Origin of the sequence: Pantoea sp. WEP (assembly GCF_041678305.1) — a bacterium.
GTDB classification, from domain to species: Bacteria; Pseudomonadota; Gammaproteobacteria; order Enterobacterales; family Enterobacteriaceae; genus Pantoea; species Pantoea dispersa.
The window spans coordinates 3,385,925-3,406,342 of the sequence record NZ_JBGNXB010000001.1 but is presented as its reverse complement, the minus strand read 5'-3'; the positions used below and the strand labels follow the sequence as shown (position 1 = coordinate 3,406,342).

15 protein-coding genes are annotated in these 20,418 nt (G+C 59.5%); 7 read left to right on the top strand and 8 right to left on the bottom strand.

Annotated features, from left to right (window positions below):
* Positions 1-95 precede the first annotated feature (95 nt).
* Genes ABVR31_RS15935 through ABVR31_RS15925 form a run of 3 tightly spaced genes read left to right on the top strand, consistent with a single transcriptional unit; the run spans position 96 to position 3,231 of the window.
* Entirely contained in the window at positions 96-641 is a 546-nt protein-coding gene (locus ABVR31_RS15935; RefSeq protein WP_372773435.1) for a winged helix-turn-helix transcriptional regulator, read from the top strand.
* Complete coding sequence (locus ABVR31_RS15930; RefSeq protein ID WP_372773433.1) at positions 638-1,678, top strand: HlyD family secretion protein; 1,041 nt, start codon at positions 638-640, stop codon at positions 1,676-1,678. Before ABVR31_RS15935 ends, ABVR31_RS15930 begins: the two co-directional genes overlap by 4 nt.
* Complete coding sequence (locus tag ABVR31_RS15925; protein WP_372773431.1) at positions 1,675-3,231, top strand: DHA2 family efflux MFS transporter permease subunit; 1,557 nt, start codon at positions 1,675-1,677, stop codon at positions 3,229-3,231. Before ABVR31_RS15930 ends, ABVR31_RS15925 begins: the two co-directional genes overlap by 4 nt.
* A gap of 18 nt (positions 3,232-3,249) precedes the next feature.
* Here the strand turns inward: ABVR31_RS15925 and uxuA are convergent, their stop codons facing one another.
* The 3 genes from uxuA to ABVR31_RS15910 all read right to left on the bottom strand — a co-directional run bounded on the left by uxuA (position 3,250) and on the right by ABVR31_RS15910 (position 8,402).
* Positions 3,250-4,314 carry a mannonate dehydratase gene (gene uxuA / locus ABVR31_RS15920; RefSeq protein ID WP_372773429.1) on the bottom strand — a complete coding sequence of 355 codons (1,065 nt, stop codon included), beginning with the start codon at positions 4,312-4,314 and terminating at the stop codon, positions 3,250-3,252.
* 135 nt (positions 4,315-4,449) lie between these two features.
* Positions 4,450-5,151, bottom strand: coding sequence for a response regulator (locus ABVR31_RS15915; RefSeq protein ID WP_372773427.1), 702 nt, complete (start codon positions 5,149-5,151; stop codon positions 4,450-4,452).
* Positions 5,151-8,402 carry a transporter substrate-binding domain-containing protein gene (locus ABVR31_RS15910; RefSeq protein ID WP_372773425.1) on the bottom strand — a complete coding sequence of 1,084 codons (3,252 nt, stop codon included), beginning with the start codon at positions 8,400-8,402 and terminating at the stop codon, positions 5,151-5,153. Before ABVR31_RS15910 ends, ABVR31_RS15915 begins: the two co-directional genes overlap by 1 nt.
* A 370-nt stretch (positions 8,403-8,772) precedes the next feature.
* On the opposite strand from ABVR31_RS15910, the gene ABVR31_RS15905 reads away from it, so the two are divergent.
* On the top strand, positions 8,773-9,732 hold the full coding sequence (locus ABVR31_RS15905; protein WP_372773423.1) for a diguanylate cyclase domain-containing protein: 960 nt from the start codon (positions 8,773-8,775) through the stop codon (positions 9,730-9,732).
* Between the two features lie 27 nt (positions 9,733-9,759).
* Here the strand turns inward: ABVR31_RS15905 and ABVR31_RS15900 are convergent, their stop codons facing one another.
* Positions 9,760-11,628: an amidohydrolase gene (locus ABVR31_RS15900; protein ID WP_058774850.1), complete on the bottom strand. Its 1,869-nt coding sequence runs from the start codon at positions 11,626-11,628 to the stop codon at positions 9,760-9,762.
* Between the two features lie 162 nt (positions 11,629-11,790).
* Between ABVR31_RS15900 and ABVR31_RS15895 the strand changes: the two genes are divergently transcribed.
* On the top strand, positions 11,791-12,699 hold the full coding sequence (locus ABVR31_RS15895; protein ID WP_021507614.1) for a LysR family transcriptional regulator: 909 nt from the start codon (positions 11,791-11,793) through the stop codon (positions 12,697-12,699).
* Here the strand turns inward: ABVR31_RS15895 and ABVR31_RS15890 are convergent, their stop codons facing one another.
* A complete protein-coding gene (locus ABVR31_RS15890; protein ID WP_211724853.1) occupies positions 12,700-14,289 on the bottom strand; it encodes an MFS transporter in 1,590 nt (529 codons plus the stop codon).
* Positions 14,290-14,504: 215 nt separating this feature from the next.
* On the opposite strand from ABVR31_RS15890, the gene ABVR31_RS15885 reads away from it, so the two are divergent.
* Positions 14,505-15,326 carry an alpha/beta fold hydrolase gene (locus tag ABVR31_RS15885; protein WP_010616452.1) on the top strand — a complete coding sequence of 274 codons (822 nt, stop codon included), beginning with the start codon at positions 14,505-14,507 and terminating at the stop codon, positions 15,324-15,326.
* A 292-nt stretch (positions 15,327-15,618) separates the two neighbouring features.
* On the opposite strand, the gene treF is transcribed toward ABVR31_RS15885, so the two are convergent.
* The gene (treF, locus tag ABVR31_RS15880) at positions 15,619-17,277 is read right to left on the bottom strand and encodes an alpha,alpha-trehalase TreF (protein ID WP_372774064.1); all 1,659 of its coding nucleotides are present in this window, start codon (positions 17,275-17,277) and stop codon (positions 15,619-15,621) included.
* A 348-nt stretch (positions 17,278-17,625) separates the two neighbouring features.
* Entirely contained in the window at positions 17,626-18,480 is an 855-nt protein-coding gene (locus tag ABVR31_RS15875) for an SDR family oxidoreductase (protein WP_372773420.1), read from the bottom strand.
* A gap of 101 nt (positions 18,481-18,581) precedes the next feature.
* Between ABVR31_RS15875 and ABVR31_RS15870 the strand changes: the two genes are divergently transcribed.
* A complete protein-coding gene (locus ABVR31_RS15870) occupies positions 18,582-18,953 on the top strand; it encodes a helix-turn-helix domain-containing protein (RefSeq protein ID WP_021507610.1) in 372 nt (123 codons plus the stop codon).
* 22 nt (positions 18,954-18,975) lie between these two features.
* On the opposite strand, the gene yghX is transcribed toward ABVR31_RS15870, so the two are convergent.
* Positions 18,976-19,866 (bottom strand): YghX family hydrolase, encoded by an 891-nt coding sequence (yghX, locus tag ABVR31_RS15865; protein WP_372773418.1) that lies wholly within the window; start codon positions 19,864-19,866, stop codon positions 18,976-18,978.
* Positions 19,867-20,418: the final 552 nt, after the last annotated feature.

Below are 20,418 nucleotides of genomic sequence, written 5' to 3'. Positions count from 1 at the left end.
CGATCTGTTTGTTACTTTCATTCTGCAAGTGACTTGCAAAGTGAAAGTTACCCTGCCACAGTATCCCGCATCGACTTCACATCGGGAACTGGCCCATGAAAAACCAACCTCTGTGTAGTATGCCGTGCCCTATCGCACGCAGCCTTGGACGCGTCGGCGACGGCTGGAGCATGCTGATCATGCGCGATGCGCTGGCCGGCTTTACCCGTTTTGATGAGTTTCAGAAAAGCAGCGGCGTGGCGCCCAATATTCTGTCGCGCCGGCTGAAAGAGCTGGTGGAGGATGGATTGCTGGAAAAGGTGTGTTACAGCGACGCTCCGGCACGCTACGAATACCACCTCACCGCAGCGGGCCGCGATTTTCGCACGGTAATACTGGCGCTGGCCGAGTGGGGCAGCACCCACTTTTCACCGGAAGGGCGGCAGATGCAGCTGGTTGAAAGCGCCACCCAGCGCCCGGTGACGCCGCAAATGGTCGACAGCGCCACCGGCCAGCCGCTCTCCAGTGACAAATACCAGATGGTGCCAGGCCCGGCGGCCAGCCCGATGATGCACTATCGCCAGCAGTATCTGGCGAGAAAGCGCGCAGGCGATACGGCGCAAAAATTCGCCCCGCAGACGGTGGCCGGGAACGAACCATGAGCCTGACGCGGAAAAAAGCGGCACTGCTGCTAATGCTGGCCTGCGGCGGCGTGGCGCTGGCCGGCTATGGCTATTACTGGTGGCACAGCGCGCGCTTTATGCCTGCGACCGATGATGCTTACGTCGGCGCGGATATCAGTGCGATTTCGGCCAAAGTGTCCGGCTATGTCCAGACCCTGGCGGTGCAGGATAATGCGGCGGTTAAAAAGGGCGACCTGCTGGTACAGCTGGATAACCGCGACTATCGGGCGGCGGTTGACCGTGCGGAGGGCGAAGTCGCTGCGCAGCAGGCGGCGCTGCAGGATATCGCCGCCACGCGCCAGCTCCAGCTGGCCACCATCGACGGCGCGCGTGCTGCGCTGCTGGCGGCGCAGGCGGTAACGCAGAAAACCACCGCCGACCAGCGCCGCTATGACGCGCTGGTGAGCAGCGCTGCGGTGTCGCAGCAGATTCGCGATCATGCGCAGGCCGATTACCATCAGGCGCTGGCGCAGGAGGGCAAAACCCGTGCCGATCGCGCGGTCGCCGAACGTCAGCTGCAGGTGCTGGATGCGCGCGAGCAGCAGACGCACGCCGCGCTGGCACAGGCGCAGGCCGACCTGGCGCTGGCACAGCTCAATCTGGAATACACCGCTATCCGCGCGCCGTTTGATGGCGTGATCGGCAATCGCCGCGCCTGGGCCGGTTCGTATGTCAGCAGCGGCACGCAACTCCTGTCGCTGGTGCCGGCGCAGGGGCTGTGGATTGACGCCAACTTTAAAGAGAGCCAGCTGGCGCACATGCGGCCAGGCCAGACGGCAACAATTGTCGCGGACGTGCTGCCAGGCCGCACCTTCAGCGGGCATGTCGCCAGCCTGTCGCCTGCGACCGGCTCGCGCTTCAGCATTCTGCCGGCGGAAAACGCCACCGGTAACTTCACCAAAATTGTCCAGCGCGTGCCGGTGCGCATTGCGCTGGACGGCGATGCGGCCACGCTCGGGCTGTTGCGTCCGGGACTGTCGGTGACCGTGACCGTCGATGAGCGCAGCGCGCAATGAGCCGCGTGGTCGCCGCGCCGATCGCGCCCGCGCAGATGCCGGTCAGCCGGAAAGTCTTCGCCTTTGCCACCCTGTGCATCGGCATGTTTATCGCGCTGCTGGATATCCAGATTGTCTCAGCTTCGCTGCGCGACATTGGTGGTGGCCTGTCGGCGGGCGATGATGAAACCGTCTGGGTGCAGACCAGCTACCTGATCGCCGAAATCATCATTATTCCACTCTCCGGCTGGCTGGCCAGCGTGCTGTCTACGCGCTGGCTGTCCGCCGCCTCGGCCTGTGGCTTTACGCTGATGAGCCTGCTGTGCGGCTGGGCGTGGAACATTCAGAGCATGATCGCATTCCGTGCGCTGCAGGGGCTGGCGGGCGGCTCAATGATCCCGCTGGTGTTCACTACTGCCTTCGCCTTTTTCCAGGGCCGGCAGCGGGTGATTGCTGCCGCGACCGTCGGCGCGCTGGCGTCGCTGGCGCCGACGCTTGGCCCGACCGTTGGCGGCTGGATCACCGATAACTTCAGCTGGCACTGGCTGTTTTTCATCAACATCATTCCCGGTATTTACATCACCATTGCGGTTCCGCTGCTGGTGAACATCGACGCGCCCAACCGTGAACTGCTGCGCGGCGCGGATTATCTCAGCATCGTGCTGCTGGCGCTGGCGCTCGGCTGTCTGGAATATACGCTGGAAGAGGGGCCGCGCTGGGGCTGGTTTGATGATGACACCATTGCCACCACCGGCTGGATTGCGCTGGCGGCGGGCGTGCTGTTTGTGATCCGCACGCTGCGGCATGCCAAACCGATCGTCGATTTACGCGCGCTCAGGGACCGCGACTTTAGCCTCGGCTGCTACTTCTCGTTTATGGCGGGCGTGGGGATCTTCGCCACCATTTACCTTACGCCACTGTTTCTCAGCCAGGTGCGCGGCTTCAGCGCACTGGAGACTGGACTGGCGATCTTCTCCACCGGGGTGTTTCAGATTCTGTCGATCCCGCTGTATGCCTGGCTGGCGAACCGCGTCGATCTGCGTATTTTGCTGGCGGCGGGGCTGATCTGTTTTGCGCTGTCGATGCATTTCTTCGTGCCGATTACCCATGACTGGGGGGCGAAGGAGTTGCTGTTTCCGCAGGCATTTCGCGGTATGGCGCAGCAGTTTGCCGTGGCACCGACGGTAACGCTGACGCTGGGCAGTTTGCCACCGGCCCGCCTGAAGCTCGCGTCTGGCCTGTTTAATCTGATGCGCAACCTTGGCGGTGCGATTGGTATTGCCCTGTGCGGTACGGTGCTCAACGACCGCACCAACCTGCACTTTAGCCGGCTGGCGGATCATCTCAACAGCGCCAGCCTGACGCTGGGTGATTTTCTGCAGGGGCGCGCTCAGGCGCTGATGACCAGCGGCCTGAGCCCGGATGCCGCGCATACGGCCGCGCTGCAGTCGCTGGCGGCGCTGACGCTGCGTGAAGCGCGCACCCAGGCCTTTTCCGACGCGTTCTGGCTGATCATGACAGGCTTTTTCGTCGCGGCGCTGCTGGTGCCGTTACTGAAAAAGCCGCAAGGGTGAGCACCAGATCGTAGCCCATTAACGCTTACTCAGCGCTTCCCACAGGCCCAGCAGATAGGTGGTGCCCAGCGCGCGGTCGTACAAACCGTAGCCTGGGCGCCCGGTTTCACCCCAGATAAAGCGGCCGTGATCCGAACGGATATAGCCGTCAAAGCCGTTGTCATACATCGACTGCATCACTTTATACATATCCAGCGAGCCATATTCCGTCGGATGCGCGCACTCGTAGAAATCTTTATCGCGGATGATCTTGATGTTGCGCACGTGGGCAAACGGGATGCGCTTGCGGCGCGAGAATTCGGCCAGAATGGCATAGACATCGTTCTGCGGATCCTCGGCAATCGATCCGGTGCACAGCGTGATGCCGTTGGCTTCAGAATCGACGACGTTACAGATCCAGTCGAGATCGTCGCGGTTCTTCACCACGCGCGGCAGACCGAAGATCGAATACGGCGGATCGTCCGGGTGGATCGCCATCTTCACGCCCACCTCTTCGCACACCGGGATCACCGCTTTGAGGAAATACGCGAGGTTTTCACGCAGCTTCGCGTCATCAACGTCCTGATATTTGGCAAACAGCTCCTGAACTTTTGCCAGCCGTTCCGGCTCCCAGCCCGGCAGCGCGAAGCCGTTAGCGCTGCCCAGCACCTCTTTCACCACTTCATCGAGGCTTTTATCGATGCCCTGTTTCTCGAAGGCCATGGTGATGGAGCCATCCGGCAGCACATAATTCATATCCGTCTTCATCCAGTCGAACACCGGCATGAAGTTGTAGCAGATCACTTTTACCCCGGCGGCCGCCAGGTTGCGGATACTTTGCTGATAATTAGCGATATAGCGATCGCGGCTCGGCAGGCCGATCTTGATGTCGTCGTGAATATTAACACTCTCAATCACTTCAACCGTCAGTCCGGCTGCGTGCACCTGATCGACCAGCGCCTGGATCTTCTCCTGCGGCCAGGTTTCGCCCACCGGCACATCGTAAAGTGCGCCCACCACGCCGCGTACGCCCGGCACCTGGCGAATATATTCCAGCGAAACCTTGTCTTCCTTCGGCCCAAACCACCGCATTGTCAGCTGCATTATGTCATCCACCGTCATCGTGTCTGTATGATAACGGCTAAACTACCATACTAGAATTCATGAGGGCAGCATTGCGCGGCGATTAAGCCTTGATCCGCGTCACAGAACCGGTTTTATCCGCAGCGCAGTCGCTTACTAGGCGGTCACCAGCTCGGTGAAATATTGCTTGTACTTAAACAGTTCGAGATCCGAGCGCAGCCCCAGTTTGCGCAGCGCGGTCTGCTTCTGACCGCTGATGGTTTTGCGGCTGCGCGCGTATTTACCGGCGATCTGCGTAATGCTCAACCCGTCGAGATAACAGCGAATCACTTCGATTTCGCGCGGGCTCAGCTCGCGCAGCAGCAGCGTGATGTCGTCGCCCGCCTGGCGCGGCGTCAGGTAGTCGTGCATCTCGCGATCGCTCTCCTGAAATTTATCCAGCTCCAGCATCATGTCCGGCGTCAGGAAGCGCTTGCCGCGACAGATTTGATGGATGGCATCGATCAGCACCTCCTGATCGTGGCTTTTGCCGACAAATCCCTGCACGCCGGCTTTCAGCAACAGCTGGACAATCGCTGGTTTCTCCACCGCGGACGACACCAGAATCTTCAGCTGCGGATAGTGCAGGCGCAGCTGTTTCACCATTTGCAGCCCGTCGAGCTGGTCTTCACCCAGCATGTAATCCAGCACCAGGATATCGAGCGGGTGGCGCTGCAGGAAGGCCATCAGCTGCTGGCGCTGGGCAAAGGCCCCGGCCAGATCGAGCTGCGGCTCCTGCGCTAAACGGTACTGCATGGCTTTACCAATCAGCGGATGATCGTCCAGCACGGCAATCTGCCAGATTGCGCTCTCTTTCATTACATCACCTCTTCAGGAATAGGTGTTTCCAGGGCACGCAGGAACAGCGCGTCCAGCTCGGCCACCGCCCCGGCGACCTCCGGCAGCAGCTGCTGTAATAGCGCACCATCTTCATGCTCCGCCGCCTGTTCGGCGGCGCGGCAGCGATGTTGCAGCGCGTCGGCGCGCAGCATTCGGGCACTGCCGAGTAGCTGATGCGCGGCGTGACGCGCCGAAGCAAAATTGTTCGCAGCCACCGCCTGCGTCAGCTGGGCGAGATCGTAACTGTTCTGCTGGCGCGCGGTGGTCACCAGGTCGCGCCACGCCTGCGGGTTGTTTGCCGCCAGATTCTCCAGCGTCAGCAGGGTATCGTCACGCGTCGGGTTCATCGGTGCGCCGGTGATCACCTGCAGCAGCTGCGCGCGCTCCAGCGGTTTAAACAGACAACCGTTCATGCCGGCGTCCTGCGCCAGCTGCGCCACACGCTCCTCCGCCATCGCCGTCAGGCCGTAAACCGGTACCGCGCGTCGCACCAGGCGCTTCTCTTCAGCGCGCAGCTGGCGGGTGAATTCGAAGCCGTCCATCTCCGGCATGTTGCAGTCGGTAATTACGCGGTCCGGCTGATTTTCACGCCACAGCGCCAGTGCCGCTGCACCGCCGTCCGCCACCAGCACATGGTGCCCGGCGTAGCGCAGCTGCTGGGCCAGCAGCAGACGGTTGGTGGCGTTGTCATCGACAATCAGAATGCGCAGTGCAGCCTGCTTAGCGGGCTCCACCGGCTGTGGCAGGGCGGGCTGCTCATGTTCAATACGCGCCGCTTCCGCGCGGAAGCGCAGCATAAACACGCTGCCGTCACCCGGTTCACTCTCGACGTGCAGCTCGGTGCCGAGCATCACCGCCAGCCGGCGGCAGATATTCAGGCCTAACCCGGTGCCGCTGGCGCGGTTGCTGCCCTGATCGACCTGAATGAACGGCTCGAAGATCGCCTGCTGCTGCTCTGCCGTCAGGCCAACCCCGCTGTCGCTCACCTCCAGCACATACTCCGGTCGCGTGCTCTCTGCCTGATACAGCGCCACTTCCACTTCGCCGTACGAAGTAAACTTGATGGCGTTGCTCACCAGATTGGAGAGAATTTGCTTCAGCGCCACCGGGTCAAACAGCACCTGGTCCTGCTCCAGCTCCAGCACGATATTCAGCGCCAGCCCCTTGTTCAGCGCCACCTGGCGGAACAGCGCTTCGCAATCCCGCACCACTTCACTGAGCGACATCGGCTGCAGCTGCACGCTGAAATGCCCGGATTCGATTTTTGCCAGGTCGAGAATATCGCCCACCAGCGACAGCAGCGAACGCGACGACTCCCAGGCGACATCAATGTTTTTCTGCCGCTGCTGTTCATTACTCTGGCCGAGATGCTCGATTTCCAGCAGGCCAATCAGCGCCGCCAGCGGCGTGCGGATTTCATGACTCATATGCGACAGGAAAGTGCTTTTCGCTTCGCTGGCGCGCACCGCGACTTCGTTGGCTTTGCGCAGGTCGGCCATCAGCGCTTCGATATGCGCCAGCTGCTCGCTGATTTCACGCTCGTGCTCACGCTGTTTGGCCAGCGAGGCTTTCAGCAGATGGTTACGCCACAGGAAAAACAGCAGGCCCAGCCCGGCCACGGCGACGATGCGCAATATATAGCTGCGATAGCTTTGCCACGAGGTGCTGGTGGCGGGCGGCGTGTATTTGATCCAGCGCTCCATCAGCGACTGCATGGTCGGCTGCGGAATATCGGACAGCGCTTTGTTAAGGATCGACAGCAGCACCTGATCCTGCCCATTGACCGCCATCGCCATGCGGAACATCGGCAGCGGCGCGACAAACGCGACCTTAAAGCTGTCATTGAAGTGATTGTTGAGCAGAAACAGCGACGACTCGTACGGCACAATAAAGCCATCCAGCTGCTTATCCAGCAACTGACCGAGCGAATCAATCGATACGCCGTTTTCGATGAAGTTGATGCCCGGCCAGCGTTCACGTAAATCGTAACGATAGTAGGCGCGCTCATAGATACCGACGCGCTTGCCCGCCATCTCATCAAAGCTTTTCCACGGGCTGTCTTTGCGCGTCACCACTACCCATGACGAATAGATATATGAGCGGGTGTAGCGGATTTTGTCGTCCTGCTGCGCGGTGGCGTCGCTGACGGCAATAATCGCATCGCGCTGGCGGTTGAGCGTATCGCGCATGTTGCTCAACCCCTGAATCGGGTTGTAGCGAAAGCGAATGCCGGTGCGCTGGGAAATCATTTTCAGCAGGTCCACGCTCAGGCCGACCACGCGCTGGCGGTTATCAATAAAGGTAAACGGCGTATGCGAAGGATCGTAGTTAACGGTGATCTCGCGGTGTTCTGCCAGCCACGCGGCCTCTTTGTCGCTGAGATCCAGCGGATGGTTCTTAACCACCGACTGATAATCCAGGCTCCAGGCTTCCGCAATCTGTACCGCGTTGCGCAGCGGAATGTTTTTCAGGATTTCATCAATGGCTGCGATCAGCGGCAGGTTGGCACTGTTGCTGGCAAAGCGCGCGTCGACATCGTTGGTGTACGGCGTGCTGTGCGCTTCAATCACGTTCTGCAGGCCGCGATGAGAAAGAAAACGCTGAGTGGCGCTGTTGCTCCAGAACAGGGTGTTTTCGCTAAACGCGGTATCGGTGTAGGCCCACAGCGGCGGCGCGGCCGGGGCCAGCGTGGCGCGCGGATAGCGCTTGTGCAGCAGCGCTTTGAGTTCCGCATCACCATAATAGAGCAGACGATAGTGGCTATTTTTCAGCTCACTGTCGAAGGTCGCGTTACGTTTGCTGATTAATACGCTGCGCGCCAGTGAATACGGCAGGCTCAGCGCCAGCTGCGTATCCTGATTGGCGGCCAGCGTGTAGTAAGGAATCAGATCGACTTCACCGTCGTTGAGCGCATCCACCAGCTCCAGCCGGGTTTTATACACCTTGATTTTCACCGGCAGATTTAACGCCTTCGCCACGATGGCCAGATAATCGGCCGAAAGTCCTTCGTAGGTGTTGGCTTCAAACGACACGGAATAGGGCGGCAGCGGGTTGTTCCACACGCCGACGCGCAGTACAGAGTGCTGTTTCAGCCACTGCTGGCTCTGCGGCGACAGCGTGACTTCCGGTGCTACCAGACCATAGCGCGGCGAGAAATTTAACGTGGTTGCACCCCAGGCAGACAGGCAAAAGCCCAGTAACAGAAGGAGGCTGAGGATGCGTTTACTCACGGATGATTTCACTCGCTGGACCGGTTGCGCGCGCCGCCACCATGACGGCACTTCTTCTCTGACGGCACGTTGCGCGTCAGGCATCCTTCAACAGCGACTTAATACAAGTGGACTTAAATCGCGCTTAAGAAATTTCTTAAAAACAGGAGAGAAAATTCCTGGTGAAAGCCAGGTTTCGCCGGCGCGCCGAAGCGAAGCGCGCTGCTATTTTTAGTAAGTGTAAGTTTTGTTTGCTGAAATTACCGCGTTGCTTCGCCATTCCTGCTGAACCCAGCGCAATTTTCCGACGCTAATCGCCTTTTCATTTGTTTTATTTACAGAATCTATCGTGCAGGCAAAATAGCCCTTATTTTCTCTCCAGCGATCAACCATGTCCGAAGAAGCGCTGCGCCAGCAGATTCAGAACCTGAAAAAGCACAATGCGCGCCTCAAGCGCCTGGCGCACGACGCGCGTAATAAGCTGAACGCGGCGCTGGACGGCACCGGCTTGTGCCTGTGGCAGCTGGATATTCCCAGCGGCAAGCTGGTGATTTTTAACCGGCGCTGGGGCGCGATGCTCGGCTTTCAGGCGAAAGAGACCAAAGCGCGCTTTGATGCCTGGCGCGAGTGCCTGCATCCGGAAGATGCCGATGAGGTGCTGCGCGCCTTTTACGATCATATTGAAGGGCGCGCGCCCTATTACGAGGCGCTGCACCGTATGATCGGCAAGAACGGCAAAATCACCTGGGTGCTGGATCGCGGCCGCGTCAGCGAGTGGGACGAGCAGGGTAATCCGCTCAAAGTGACCGGCACCCATATCGACATGACCAAAGAGAAGAATTACGAAGCCCAGCTCTCCCTGCTGGCGCATCACGACCCGTTAACCGCATTGCCCAACCGCCACGCGCTGCAGGCGCATTTTAGTCAGCTGCAACGCGCCGGGCCGCTGTGCGTGGCGTTTATCGACCTCGACAACTTCAAGCACGTCAATGACACGCTCGGCCATCGCAGCGGTGACGAGGTGCTGATTCAGCTCAGCCAGCGCATCCGCGATTTGCTGCCGTCAGAGGCCATCGTCGGGCGGCTTGGCGGCGATGAGTTCGTGCTGCTGCTGCCGTTTTTGATTGATTACCCCAAGGTGCGCATTCTGGCGCAGGCGGTGCTGGATGCGGCGCTGACGCCGTTTGATGTCGACAATGGTCATGCGCGGATTGGTGCTTCGATCGGTATCGCCCCGGTACACCGGCGAGACAGCTTCGACGACGCGCTGACCCGGGCGGATGGCGCGATGTACCAGATCAAGAACGGTAAGCAGGGCTTTGGCCTGGCAGGCAATATATCGATGGGGTGAGGGCCAGCGCCCGCACCCCTTGATCACTTAAAACGCAAAACAGGAACAGCCCAGCGCACCCCAGAATGCGTTGTTGTCTGACACCGGCACCGATGACTGGCGCGCGACATCATGGGCGTGGCTGTGCACGCCACAGGGGCCGCTGCACTGGTGTACCTGCGGCATCCGCGCGGCGCGGCCGCTGGTCTGCGGCGGGGCGCTGCGGTAGTGACCGGGCACGGTAACCACCGGCGACCACTCCGGCAACACCGGTACCGGCGGCGGTGCCAGCGGCGTAAAGCTGCCGGCGGCATACACCACGTTGCCATCCACCAGCGTCAGCACTGATTCAATGCCTTTGATCTCCTCTTCCGGCACGCTGAAGAAATCTTTCGACAGCAGCACCAGATCCGCCAGCTGGCCGACTTTGATCTCACCTTTGGCGCTCTGCTCGCTGGAGAACCAGGCACTGCCTTTGGTCCACAGCATCAGCGCGGTTTCACGGTCGATGCGTGCGTTGTCATCGTACAGCTGCATCCCACCGACGGTACGGCCTGAAACCAGCCAGTACAGTGCGGTCCACGGGTTATAGCTGGCGACGCGGGTGGCATCGGTACCGAGGCCGACCGGCACGCCGGCCTCCAGCATGCGCGCCACCGGCGGCGTCTGCTTCGCGGCCTCTTTACCGTAGCGATCGACAAAGTATTCTCCCTGGAAAGCCATGCGATGCTGCACCGCCAGGCCGCCGCCGAGCGCTTTTACCCGCTCAATATTGGCTTCAGTGATGGTTTCCGCATGGTCAAAGAACCAGTGCAGGCCATTGAACGGAATGTCGCGATTCACCTTCTCAAACACATCCAGCATACGGCTGATTGATTCGTTATAGGTGGCGTGCAGGCGGAATGGCCAGCGATGCTCCACCAGGTGGCGCACCACGCGCTCCAGCTCATCTTCCATGCCGGGTGCCAGATCCGGGCGCGGTTCGAGGAAATCTTCGAAGTCCGCCGCCGAAAACACCAGCATTTCACCGGCACCGTTGTGGCGCAGGAAATTGGTGCCCTGGCCCGGCTTCAGCATATCGGTCCACTTCTCAAAGTCTTCCAGCTCGTGGCCGGGACGCTGGGTGAACAGGTTATAGGCGATGCGTACCGTCAGCTGCTTTTTCGCGTGCAGTTCGGCGATCACGTCGTAATCGTCCGGGTAATTCTGGAAGCCGCCGCCGGCGTCGATGGCGCTGGTCAGACCGAGGCGGTTCAGCTCGCGCATAAACTGACGCGTCGAGTTAACCTGCTGTTCCAGCGGCAGCTTTGGCCCTTTCGCCAGCGTGGCGTACAGCAGCATGGCGTTAGGACGGGCGATCAGCATGCCGGTCGGATTGCCATTGCTGTCGCGCTGGATTTCGCCGCCCGGCGGGTTGGGGGTCTCTTTGGTGTAGCCTACTACTTTCAGCGCGGCGCGATTGAGCAGCGCGCGGTCATACAGATGCAGAATGAAGACCGGTGTATCGGGCGCGGCGGCGTTGATTTCGTCCAGCGTCGGCATGCGGCGCTCAGCAAACTGGAACTCGCTCCAGCCCCCGACCACGCGCACCCACTGCGGTGACGGCGTACGCAGTGCCTGATCGCGCAGCATACGCAGCGCATCGGCCAGCGACGGCACGCCTTCCCAGCGCAGCTCAAGGTTGTAGTTGAGGCCACCGCGAATCAGATGCAGGTGGGAATCGTTCAGGCCGGGGATGCCGGTGTGCCCTTTGGCGTCGATGATTTGCGTGTCGCTGCCGGCAAAGCGCATGACGTCCGCTTCGCTACCTACGGCGAGGAACTTGCCGTCTTTGATGGCTACGGCGGTGGCCAGCGGGTTTGCGCGGTCGACGGTGTGAAACTTACCGTTGGTAAAAATCAGGGATGCGGTCGTCATTCTGTTCTCTCCGTTAAATTAAGCGTAGCGGCCCTCAGCCACCGTGTTAATGCGCGGTTAAAAATGCTTGCGCCGATGAGGAAAAAAATACGAAATGACAGCAGTTATTGATAACGGATTGTTTTTACGTTGTCGTTCAACTTTTTTTACGGAGGGTAGGGAATGCGTTTAAATCTGGAGGCGCTGCTGATTCTGGATGCGCTCGATCGTCATGGCACCTTTGCCGCTGCGGCCGCGCGACTGTTCAAAACCGCGTCGGCGTTAAGCTATACCGTGCAGAAGATGGAGAGCGATTTAAAAATCACGCTGCTCGATCGCTCCGGCCATCGCGCCACGTTCACGCCGACCGGCCGTCTGATGCTGGAAAAAGGGCGGACGCTGCTGCGTGCGGTGAACGAGCTGGAGCAGCAGGCGCGCTACGTAGAGAGCGGCTGGGAGAGTCTGCTGACCATCAGCGTGGATGCTTCGCTGCCGTTCAGCATCCTCACGCCGCTGATTGACGAATTTTATCAGCAGCACCCGCACACCCAGCTGCAGTTCCGTCAGGACGTACTGGCTGGCTGCTGGGAAGCGCTGCACTATGGCGAAGCGGACATTGTCTTTGGCGCGGTTCAGGAACCCGCCACGCGCAAAGAGATTGTCTGCCAGCCGCTGGGCTGGCTGGAGTATGTATTCGCTGTCGCTCCTGACCATCCGCTGGCGGCGGAGCCCGAACCGCTGCTGCGTGAACAGATTCGCCAGTATCGCGCGGTCACGGTGCATGATTCATCCCGCCACGGTGCCGGGATGGATTTACGCGTGCTGGATGAGCAGAAGACGCTGAGCGTGCATGATTTCCCGGCCAAACTGCAGGCGCATCTCGCCGGGCTCGGCTGTGGTTATCTGCCGCTTTACCTGGCGCGCCCGCACCTGGCGAGCGGTGCGCTGGTGGCGCGCCAGCTGGACAGCGAGTGCCGGCGCGATATCGCCTATCTGGCGTGGAATGAGAGCGCCTGCGGCAACGCAGCTATCTGGTGGCGCGAGCGCCTGCCGACGCTGCCCGGCCTGAGTGACATCTACGCGCCAGCCTGATCACAGCGCAATATGATGGCTGACCTGCGGGGGTTCATCACCCTGATGGTACTGCAGTACCGCCTGCTGTAACTCAGCATCGGCGCGCGAGACGCGCTGGTGCTGACGCAAATGCTCCTGCCATGACTCCACCATAAACCACTCCAGCAGCGCTCCGGCATCGTCGGTCTGCTCCATTAATCCCCACGCATAGGCACCGTCACGACGTCGTGCCTGCGCCAGTTTGTGCATGGCGTGCTGGAAAGCGGCGCGATCGGCCTGGGGAACACGGTAGCGAATCTGGATCAGTACGGCGCCACGGCGGATATCCACCGCATCGCTCACCACCGGTTCAGCCCAGTGCTGCGCCGGCTGCAGATCCGCTTCGCCCGCCGGCAGTGCCAGCCGTTTTGCCAGCAGCGCCGTGATGAGCAGCGCCGCGCCGGCCAGCATCAGCGTTGACGCCAGACCCATGTGCTGGGCGATCAGCCCCCAGGCCAGACTGCCACCCGCCAGCGTGCCGTTGAACACCATCAGATAGACCGCCAGCCCGCGACCGCGCACCCAGTCGGGCAGCACCGCCTGCGCCACGCCGTTCAGGGTCGTCAGCGCGATGATCCAGCCGGTGCCCAGTACCAGCATCAGCAGCAGCGCCAGCCACTGTGGCGGACTGAGCGCCAGCGCCACCATGACCAGCGCGCTGAGCACGGCGGAAAGCAGCATCAGTCCATCATGGCTCAGCCGGGCACGCAGGCGCGGCAGCAGCAGTGCGCCGGCAATGGCACCGGCACCGACGGCCCCGAGCAGCAAGCCATAAAAGCCCGCGCTGCCGTGCAGCATGGTACGCGCCACCAGCGGCAGCAGCGCCCAGATGGCACTGGCGAAGGCAAAATACAGCGCGGCGCGCAACAGTACGCGGTGCAGTTCGCGACTGGCTTTCACATAGCGCAGCCCGGCGCGGAAAGCGCCAAAGAAGTGCTCATTCAGCGCGGTAGCGGCTTTCGCCGGGCGTTTCCACCACAGCAGCGCGGCGATGACGAAAAAATAACTGGCGACATCGGCACCGTAAGCGGCCATAGCACCTAAACTTGCCAGCAGCAGGCCGCCGGTAGCCGGTCCAATCGCCCGGGCGATATTGATGCCCAGCGAGTTGAGCGCGACGGCATTTTTCAGCTCATGGCGGGGTACCAGCTCCGGCACGATGGCCTGCCATGCCGGACCGAACAGCGCCGCGCCGACGCCGCCGACAAAGGTCAGGCCGATCAGCCATTCAACGGTGAGCCAGTGGTTGTGCGACAGCAGCAGTAGCGTGCCGCTGACGCTGGCCATCAGCAGCTGCACCACAATCAGCAGGCGGCGGCGGTCAACAATATCCGACAGCACGCCGGCCGGCAGCGCCAGCAGGAACACTGGCAGGGTGGCGGCGGTTTGCATCAGCGCGACGGCGGTTGGGTTATCCGACAGTCCGGTAATCAGCCAGGCGCTGGCGACGTCGCGGATAAAGCTACCGGTATTGCCGAGCACCGAAGCGGTCCAGATCACGGCGAAAAGCCCGTAGGCGAAAGGGGAAAACGCGCCGCTGCGCGCTGTTTGTGGATTTGGCTGGTTCATCAGGCTGTTCCTGTCAGTGTGCGATGAGAGCACGATACGAAGCTCGCCCGTCAGGAGATAGCGGAAAAAATCGGCCAACTTGTACAAGGATTTTTGACGGCAGGGCTTAGCAAAAATCTTTGCACAAGTTGTCAAAATCTATGCTTTAGGTTTTTCCACCATCCCACGCTAGTTTGATTGCCAGACACAACATCACTGACTAACGGAGAAAAAACATGAGCACATTCAAGACTAAAGACGGCGTAAACCTGTATTTTAAAGACTGGGGCAAGGGGCAGCCGGTGCTGTTCAGCCACGGCTGGCCGCTGGATGCCGATATGTGGGACAGCCAGCTCAACTTCCTCGCCGAGCGCGGATACCGCGTCATCGCGTTTGACCGCCGCGGCTTTGGTCGCTCCGATCAGCCGTGGGAAGGCTACGATTACGACACTTTTGCCGACGATATTCACGGCCTGATCGAGCATCTGCAGCTGGATGAGGTGACGCTGGTGGGCTTCTCGATGGGCGGCGGGGATGTGTCGCGCTACATTGGTCGTTATGGTACCGCGAAAGTGAAAGGACTGGTGCTGCTGGGCGCCGTCACCCCGATCTTTGGTAAAACCGACGATCACCCGGAAGGGGTGGAATCAGCGGTGTTTGACGGGATCAAAGCGGGTTTGCTGAAGGATCGTGCGCAGTTTATCAAAGAGTTCGCCACGCCGTTTTACGGCACCAATGCGGGCCAGACGGTTTCCGATGGCGTACTGACGCAGACGCTGAACATTGCGCTGCTGGCGTCGCTGAAAGGTACGCTGGATTGTGTGACCGCGTTCTCTGAGACGGATTTCCGTGCGGATATTGCCAAAGTGGATGTGCCGACGCTGGTGATCCACGGCAGCAACGACCAGGTGGTGCCGTTCGAAGCCACCGGCAAGCTGGTGCATGAGATGATTGCGGGTTCGCAGCTGAAAGTGTATGAGAACGGCCCGCACGGTTTTGCCGTGACGCATCAGGACCAGCTGAATGCCGACCTGCTGGCGTTTTTGCAGGGGAATTGAGGGGGGAGTGCGTTTTTCCCCTCACCCTAACCCTCTCCCGCCCGCGGGAGAGGGGACCGATCGAGTGAACAATTAATTCATTAATCACACATGGCAGCGTTTCCCTCTCCCGCCCGTGGGAGAGGGGAACGATCGAGCGGGGGATTGGCTCTTGAATTAACCTGGGCTGTCTCAGTCCTGCATATGGCAGCGTTTCCCTCTCCCGGTGGGAGAGGGCCAGGGTGAGGGCATCAGGCCGCAGCATCCCACATCAGACCGCCGCATCCTGCCTGCCACCCACCCAACTACGCCGTCAATCCGCCAGCAAATGCCCGTACATCGCCAGCAGGCGACGGGTGACGCCGTTGGTCCAGCCGAAGCCATCCTGCAGCGGATACTCACCGCCGCCGCCCGGGCGGGCGCGATCGCCGCTGATATCGTACTTCTCTACCAGCTTGTGGTGCAGCGAATAGAAATTCTTCACCGTGGTCAGCCAGTTGACCGCAATCTCCGTTGCCAGCGTCTCTTCACCGTAGTTATTCAGTCCGACCACCGCCATCCACTGCAATGGTGCCCAGCCGTTGGGTTTATCCCACTGCTCGCCGCTCTCCACCATGGAGGTGACAAGGCCGCCCTGCGTCAGCAGCAGCTGGCGCAGCGCCACCGCCTGCAGATGCGCCTGTTCCGGTGATGCCAGCCCCAGGAACAGCGGTACCACCGCCGCTGCGGTAAAGGCACCAAAGCGTTCACGTCGCCAGTCGTAGTCGCGGTACACGCCTGCGGTGTTGTCCCACAGATAGCGATGAATCGCCTGCTTGCGCGCATCCGCTTTCTTCTGCCACGCCAGGCCGGTGAGTTCTTCGCCCTTAGCGTGCGCCAGCGTCGAGATCATCAGCTCCAGCTTGTAGAGAAACGCATTTAGATCCACCGGAATAAACTGGGTGGTGCGAATGCTGGCCAGACGCTGTGGATCGCGCAACCAGCGCGAAGAGTAATCCCAGCCGGAAGCGGCACCGGCGCGCAGATCGCGATAAACCTCGCTGGCCGGGCGACGCGATTTGCTGGCGGTTTCCACATCTTCCATCCACGACTCATCGCGCGGCGTGTCGCGATCGTCCCAGTAGCGGTTGAGCAGCGAACCATCCGGCATGCGCACCACGTGACGATAGGCCTGATGCGGCATCAGCTCGCCAGCCCCGTCCATCCAGAACTGATACTCTTTCATCAGCTGGTCAAGATAGCGCTTCGCGCCGCGAATGCCGTCCTCTTCAAACAGCTCGACCATCAGCGCGAACACCGGCGGCTGCGAGCGGCTGAGGTAATAGGTTCGGTTGCCATTCGGCACGTGACCGTAGTTATCAATGAGCCAGGCGAAGTTATCCGCCATATGACGCAGCAGATCGTCGCGGCCCGCTTCGGCCAGTCCCAGCATGCTGAAGTAGGAGTCCCAGTAATACGTTTCACCAAAACGCCCGCCGGGCACCACGTAGGGCTTCGGCAGCGGCAGCAGCGACGAATGCGGTAAATGCTGCTGCGGCATTTTGGTTAACACCGGCCACAGATCGTCAATATGTTCCGTCAGGGTTTTATCCGGATTGGAAACATAAAAACTCTCATTGACCTGCGGTAAATAAAAATGCTCGTGGACAAATTTTTCCAGGTCGAACTCCGCCGAGCGTTTACGGCGGCGATAGCGGATTAAAATATCCAGCGGATCGAATTTAGGCGCGCAGTCCGGAAACGTTTTGCTGTCGGCAAAAATACGTGACGCCTGCACGTGCTCAAACAGCTCCAGATAGCGATCGGCAGGCGTCAGCGCATCAGGCGCAGGCAGGCCTTCAATCAGCTCGGGTTCCGGCTCCGAATCCTGCATACCTTCGCGGATAAACTCGTGAGGATCGTATTGATACCCCAGATCAGCATGGGCTTCGTGTTCTCCGAAAGCTTGACGTTGCTGGTGGTTAGTATTAATAGCGGCCTCCTGAAATTGCCTGGTTGCTCAAAGGACAAATTATAGATCTCTGACCCGATGAGACAACAATGCGAAATATCTATGAACGTAATAAATCTTGTCGATTGATCGGCTATTCAAGGCTTTTTTCAGCGAATACAACGTCCTATATTTCAGGAATTGAAAGCAGTGTTTCAGATGAAGCTTTAAATAAGTGAACAGAATTATCTGTAAATAAGAAAATCGTCAGTGATGACGGCAAAAAAGCGGGAAGAGGTTGATCATTTGATGGCAAACGAGACGGGGAAAAAAGGGCTTTTCGTCGCCCTCACCCCGGATTTCACCGCAGGTGAGGGCGCCATCAGCGCCTTACTTTGCCAGCGTGGCCTTAATTACCGCGGCGAACGGTGTGGTCGGGCGGCCAATGAGTTTGCTGAGCGTGTGGCTGTCGTCGAACAGGGCACCCTGAGCGGCACCGGCGTCGGAATCCGCCAGCAGTTCGGCCAGCGGCGCGGGTAAACCGGCTTCGATCAGCGCCGCGCTGAACTCCGCAGGCGGCAGGTTAACGTACTCCACCTGTTCGCCGTACTGGCGGGCAATCTCCGCACTGAATTCTGCCAGCGTATAGCTGTCATCGCCGGCCAGTTCGTACACTTTGCCGGCCTGATCGTCACGACTGATCACCTCTGCCGCCGCGGCAGCGTAGTCCTCGCGCGCCGCCGACGCGATGCGCCCGTTGCCCGCCGCGCCGATAAAGGCATGATGCGCTAACGCCGGTGCGATGCTGGCCGCATAGTTTTCGCTGTACCAGCCGTTACGCAGCAGGGCATAAGGGATGCCTGAAGCCTGCAGCAGCGCTTCGGTGGCGCGGTGTTCGACGCCCAGACCCAGCGGCGAGGTATCGGCATGCAGCAGACTGGTATACGCGATAAATGACACGCCCGCCGCTTTGGCGGCATCAATCACCGCCCGGTGCTGGGCTTCGCGCTGGCCCACTTCGCTGGAGGAGATCAGCAGCACTTTCTGCACGCCGGCAAAGGCGCCCTGCAGCGTCTGTGGCTGGTTGTAATCCGCGGTACGCAGCGCGACGCCGAGCGCCTGCAGGTCCTGCGCCTTTTCCGGTGAACGTACCACCGCGATGATCTCGCTGGCCGGTACTTTCTTCAGCAAAGCATTAATCACTAAACGGCCCAGTTGGCCAGTGGCTCCGGTAATCGCAATCATGGTGTTTTTCCTCAGGTTGAACTGGTATGGAAACAGCCTACGGGATAAACTAACTTTTAGTAAGTACTTACAGATTTGTTAGTTTGAGCGGAGTGATGTAAATGGCTGAAAACCTGAGTGATAAATTTTCCCGTGGTGAATTGCTCAATGTGAATTGCCCGTCACGTGAAGTGTTAAAACGGATTACCAGCCGCTGGAGTGTGCTGGTGTTACTGGCGCTGCGCGCTGAGACGCTGCGCTTCAGCGAACTGCGCCGCCGGATTGGTGGCATCAGTGAACGCATGCTGGCGCAGACGCTGCGCTACATGGAAGAGGATGGCTTCATTGAGCGTATCGCTTATGAAGTGGTGCCGCCGCACGTGGAGTACCGGCTGACGGCGCTGGGCCATGAGGTGGAAGGACAGGTCATCGGCCTTGCCGACTGGCTGGAAAGCAATGTCCACCGCATCATTAAAGCGCCGCAGACAGCGTGAGTGCCGTCGCGGCGCGCCAGGCTCAGGCGTGCAAATATTTTTCAAACCAGCCGAGTGTGCGACCCCATGCCAGGTCGGCGGCAGCTTTGTCATAGCGTGGCGTTGAGTCGTTGTGAAAGCCGTGATTCACGCCGGGATAAATATACGCCTCATAGGTTTTGTGGCTGGCTTGCAGAGCGGCTTCATAAGCTGGCCAGCCTTCGTTGATGCCTTTATCCAGCGCGGCATAGTGCAGCAGCAGCGGCGCCTGAATGCGCGCCACATCTTCCGCTTTTGGCTGGCGGCCATAGAACGGCACGGCGCAGGCCAGCTCAGGAAACGCCACTGCCGCCGCATTGGCCACGCCACCGCCATAACAGAAGCCGGTGATGCCGACCTTGCCGTTCCCCTCGGGATGTTGCATCAGGAAATCGACCGCCGCGAAGAAATCGTTCATCAGTTTGGTCGGGTCGACTTTGGCCTGCATCGCACGGCCCTCTTCATCATTGCCCGGATAGCCGCCCTGCGAGCTTAAGCCATCCGGCGCCAGCGCGACATAGCCCGCTTTGGCGATCCGTCTCGCCACGTCTTCAATGTAAGGATTCAGGCCGCGATTCTCGTGTACCACCACCACGGCACCCAGCTTGCCGCTGGCGTGAGTCGGGCGCACCCGATAAGCGCGTACCTCGCCATGTCCCTGGGGCGACGGGTAGTGAATGTATTCGGCGTTGATATCAGGATCGGTAAACGACACCTGCTCTGCCAGCGCATAATTGGGGCTCATGGCGCTGAGCAGGGTGGCTCCGGTCATGCCAGCGATGGTGAACTTCGCGGCCAGCGAGAGAAACTCGCGCTTGCTGATGCGACCGTGCGCATAGTAGTCATAAAGCTCAAGCAGTTCCTGGGGAAAATCCTGGGCGGTAAGACGGGTCATAACCTCTCCTTCGCTGATTAACCGGACTGTGCTGCTTTAACAAAGCACAGCCTGACGCCGCTGGCAAATGCCATGCCCCAGCGGGTTAATGCGCGATGGCTCACAGAATGTCACCGAAAGGCAGCAAATTAATTTCTTTTTGGTCTATAAAAATTATCTTTTAATTAACAAAGTTTCTTTCTGGCGACTGTGCAGGAAATTTTACAGCGTAACGTGAAGGTGCGGTCCTCTGCCGTTTTGTCTGGCGTAGTAATTAACAGCTAAATTAGCCAGTTACCAGATTAACGCCTTTTTCTCTCGCTCTGCTTAATAACAAGATTGTCACAATAAATCACGGGCTTTAACCTTAACTTAGTGATTTTAAACAAGTAGTTTCTGGTGAAAACAATGATCGAAATCAAAAAATACTGTTATAGTTTTAGCCATTCCCACTGTTTCTTTTTGTTCTCGCCGCTTGCCTTACAATTGGCGTGAATCTCTTCCGACGTCACGAAATAATAATTTTGTGCGTCAAACTTGTTAATTATAAGTAAAAATTCGGTGCAATCTTGT

Excerpts from the sequence above, each read along its gene's own strand:
- ABVR31_RS15935 (WP_372773435.1), top strand. The coding sequence starts at position 96 with ATGAAAAACCAACCTCTGTGTAGTATGCCGTGCCCTATCGCACGCAGC.
- ABVR31_RS15930 (WP_372773433.1), top strand. The coding sequence starts at position 638 with ATGAGCCTGACGCGGAAAAAAGCGGCACTGCTGCTAATGCTGGCCTGC.
- ABVR31_RS15925 (WP_372773431.1), top strand. The coding sequence starts at position 1,675 with ATGAGCCGCGTGGTCGCCGCGCCGATCGCGCCCGCGCAGATGCCGGTC.
- uxuA (WP_372773429.1), bottom strand. The coding sequence starts at position 4,314 with ATGCAGCTGACAATGCGGTGGTTTGGGCCGAAGGAAGACAAGGTTTCG.
- ABVR31_RS15915 (WP_372773427.1), bottom strand. The coding sequence starts at position 5,151 with ATGAAAGAGAGCGCAATCTGGCAGATTGCCGTGCTGGACGATCATCCG.
- ABVR31_RS15905 (WP_372773423.1), top strand. The coding sequence starts at position 8,773 with ATGTCCGAAGAAGCGCTGCGCCAGCAGATTCAGAACCTGAAAAAGCAC.
- ABVR31_RS15900 (WP_058774850.1), bottom strand. The coding sequence starts at position 11,628 with ATGACGACCGCATCCCTGATTTTTACCAACGGTAAGTTTCACACCGTC.
- ABVR31_RS15895 (WP_021507614.1), top strand. The coding sequence starts at position 11,791 with ATGCGTTTAAATCTGGAGGCGCTGCTGATTCTGGATGCGCTCGATCGT.
- ABVR31_RS15890 (WP_211724853.1), bottom strand. The coding sequence starts at position 14,289 with ATGAACCAGCCAAATCCACAAACAGCGCGCAGCGGCGCGTTTTCCCCT.
- ABVR31_RS15885 (WP_010616452.1), top strand. The coding sequence starts at position 14,505 with ATGAGCACATTCAAGACTAAAGACGGCGTAAACCTGTATTTTAAAGAC.
- ABVR31_RS15875 (WP_372773420.1), bottom strand. The coding sequence starts at position 18,480 with ATGATTGCGATTACCGGAGCCACTGGCCAACTGGGCCGTTTAGTGATT.
- ABVR31_RS15870 (WP_021507610.1), top strand. The coding sequence starts at position 18,582 with ATGGCTGAAAACCTGAGTGATAAATTTTCCCGTGGTGAATTGCTCAAT.
- yghX (WP_372773418.1), bottom strand. The coding sequence starts at position 19,866 with ATGACCCGTCTTACCGCCCAGGATTTTCCCCAGGAACTGCTTGAGCTT.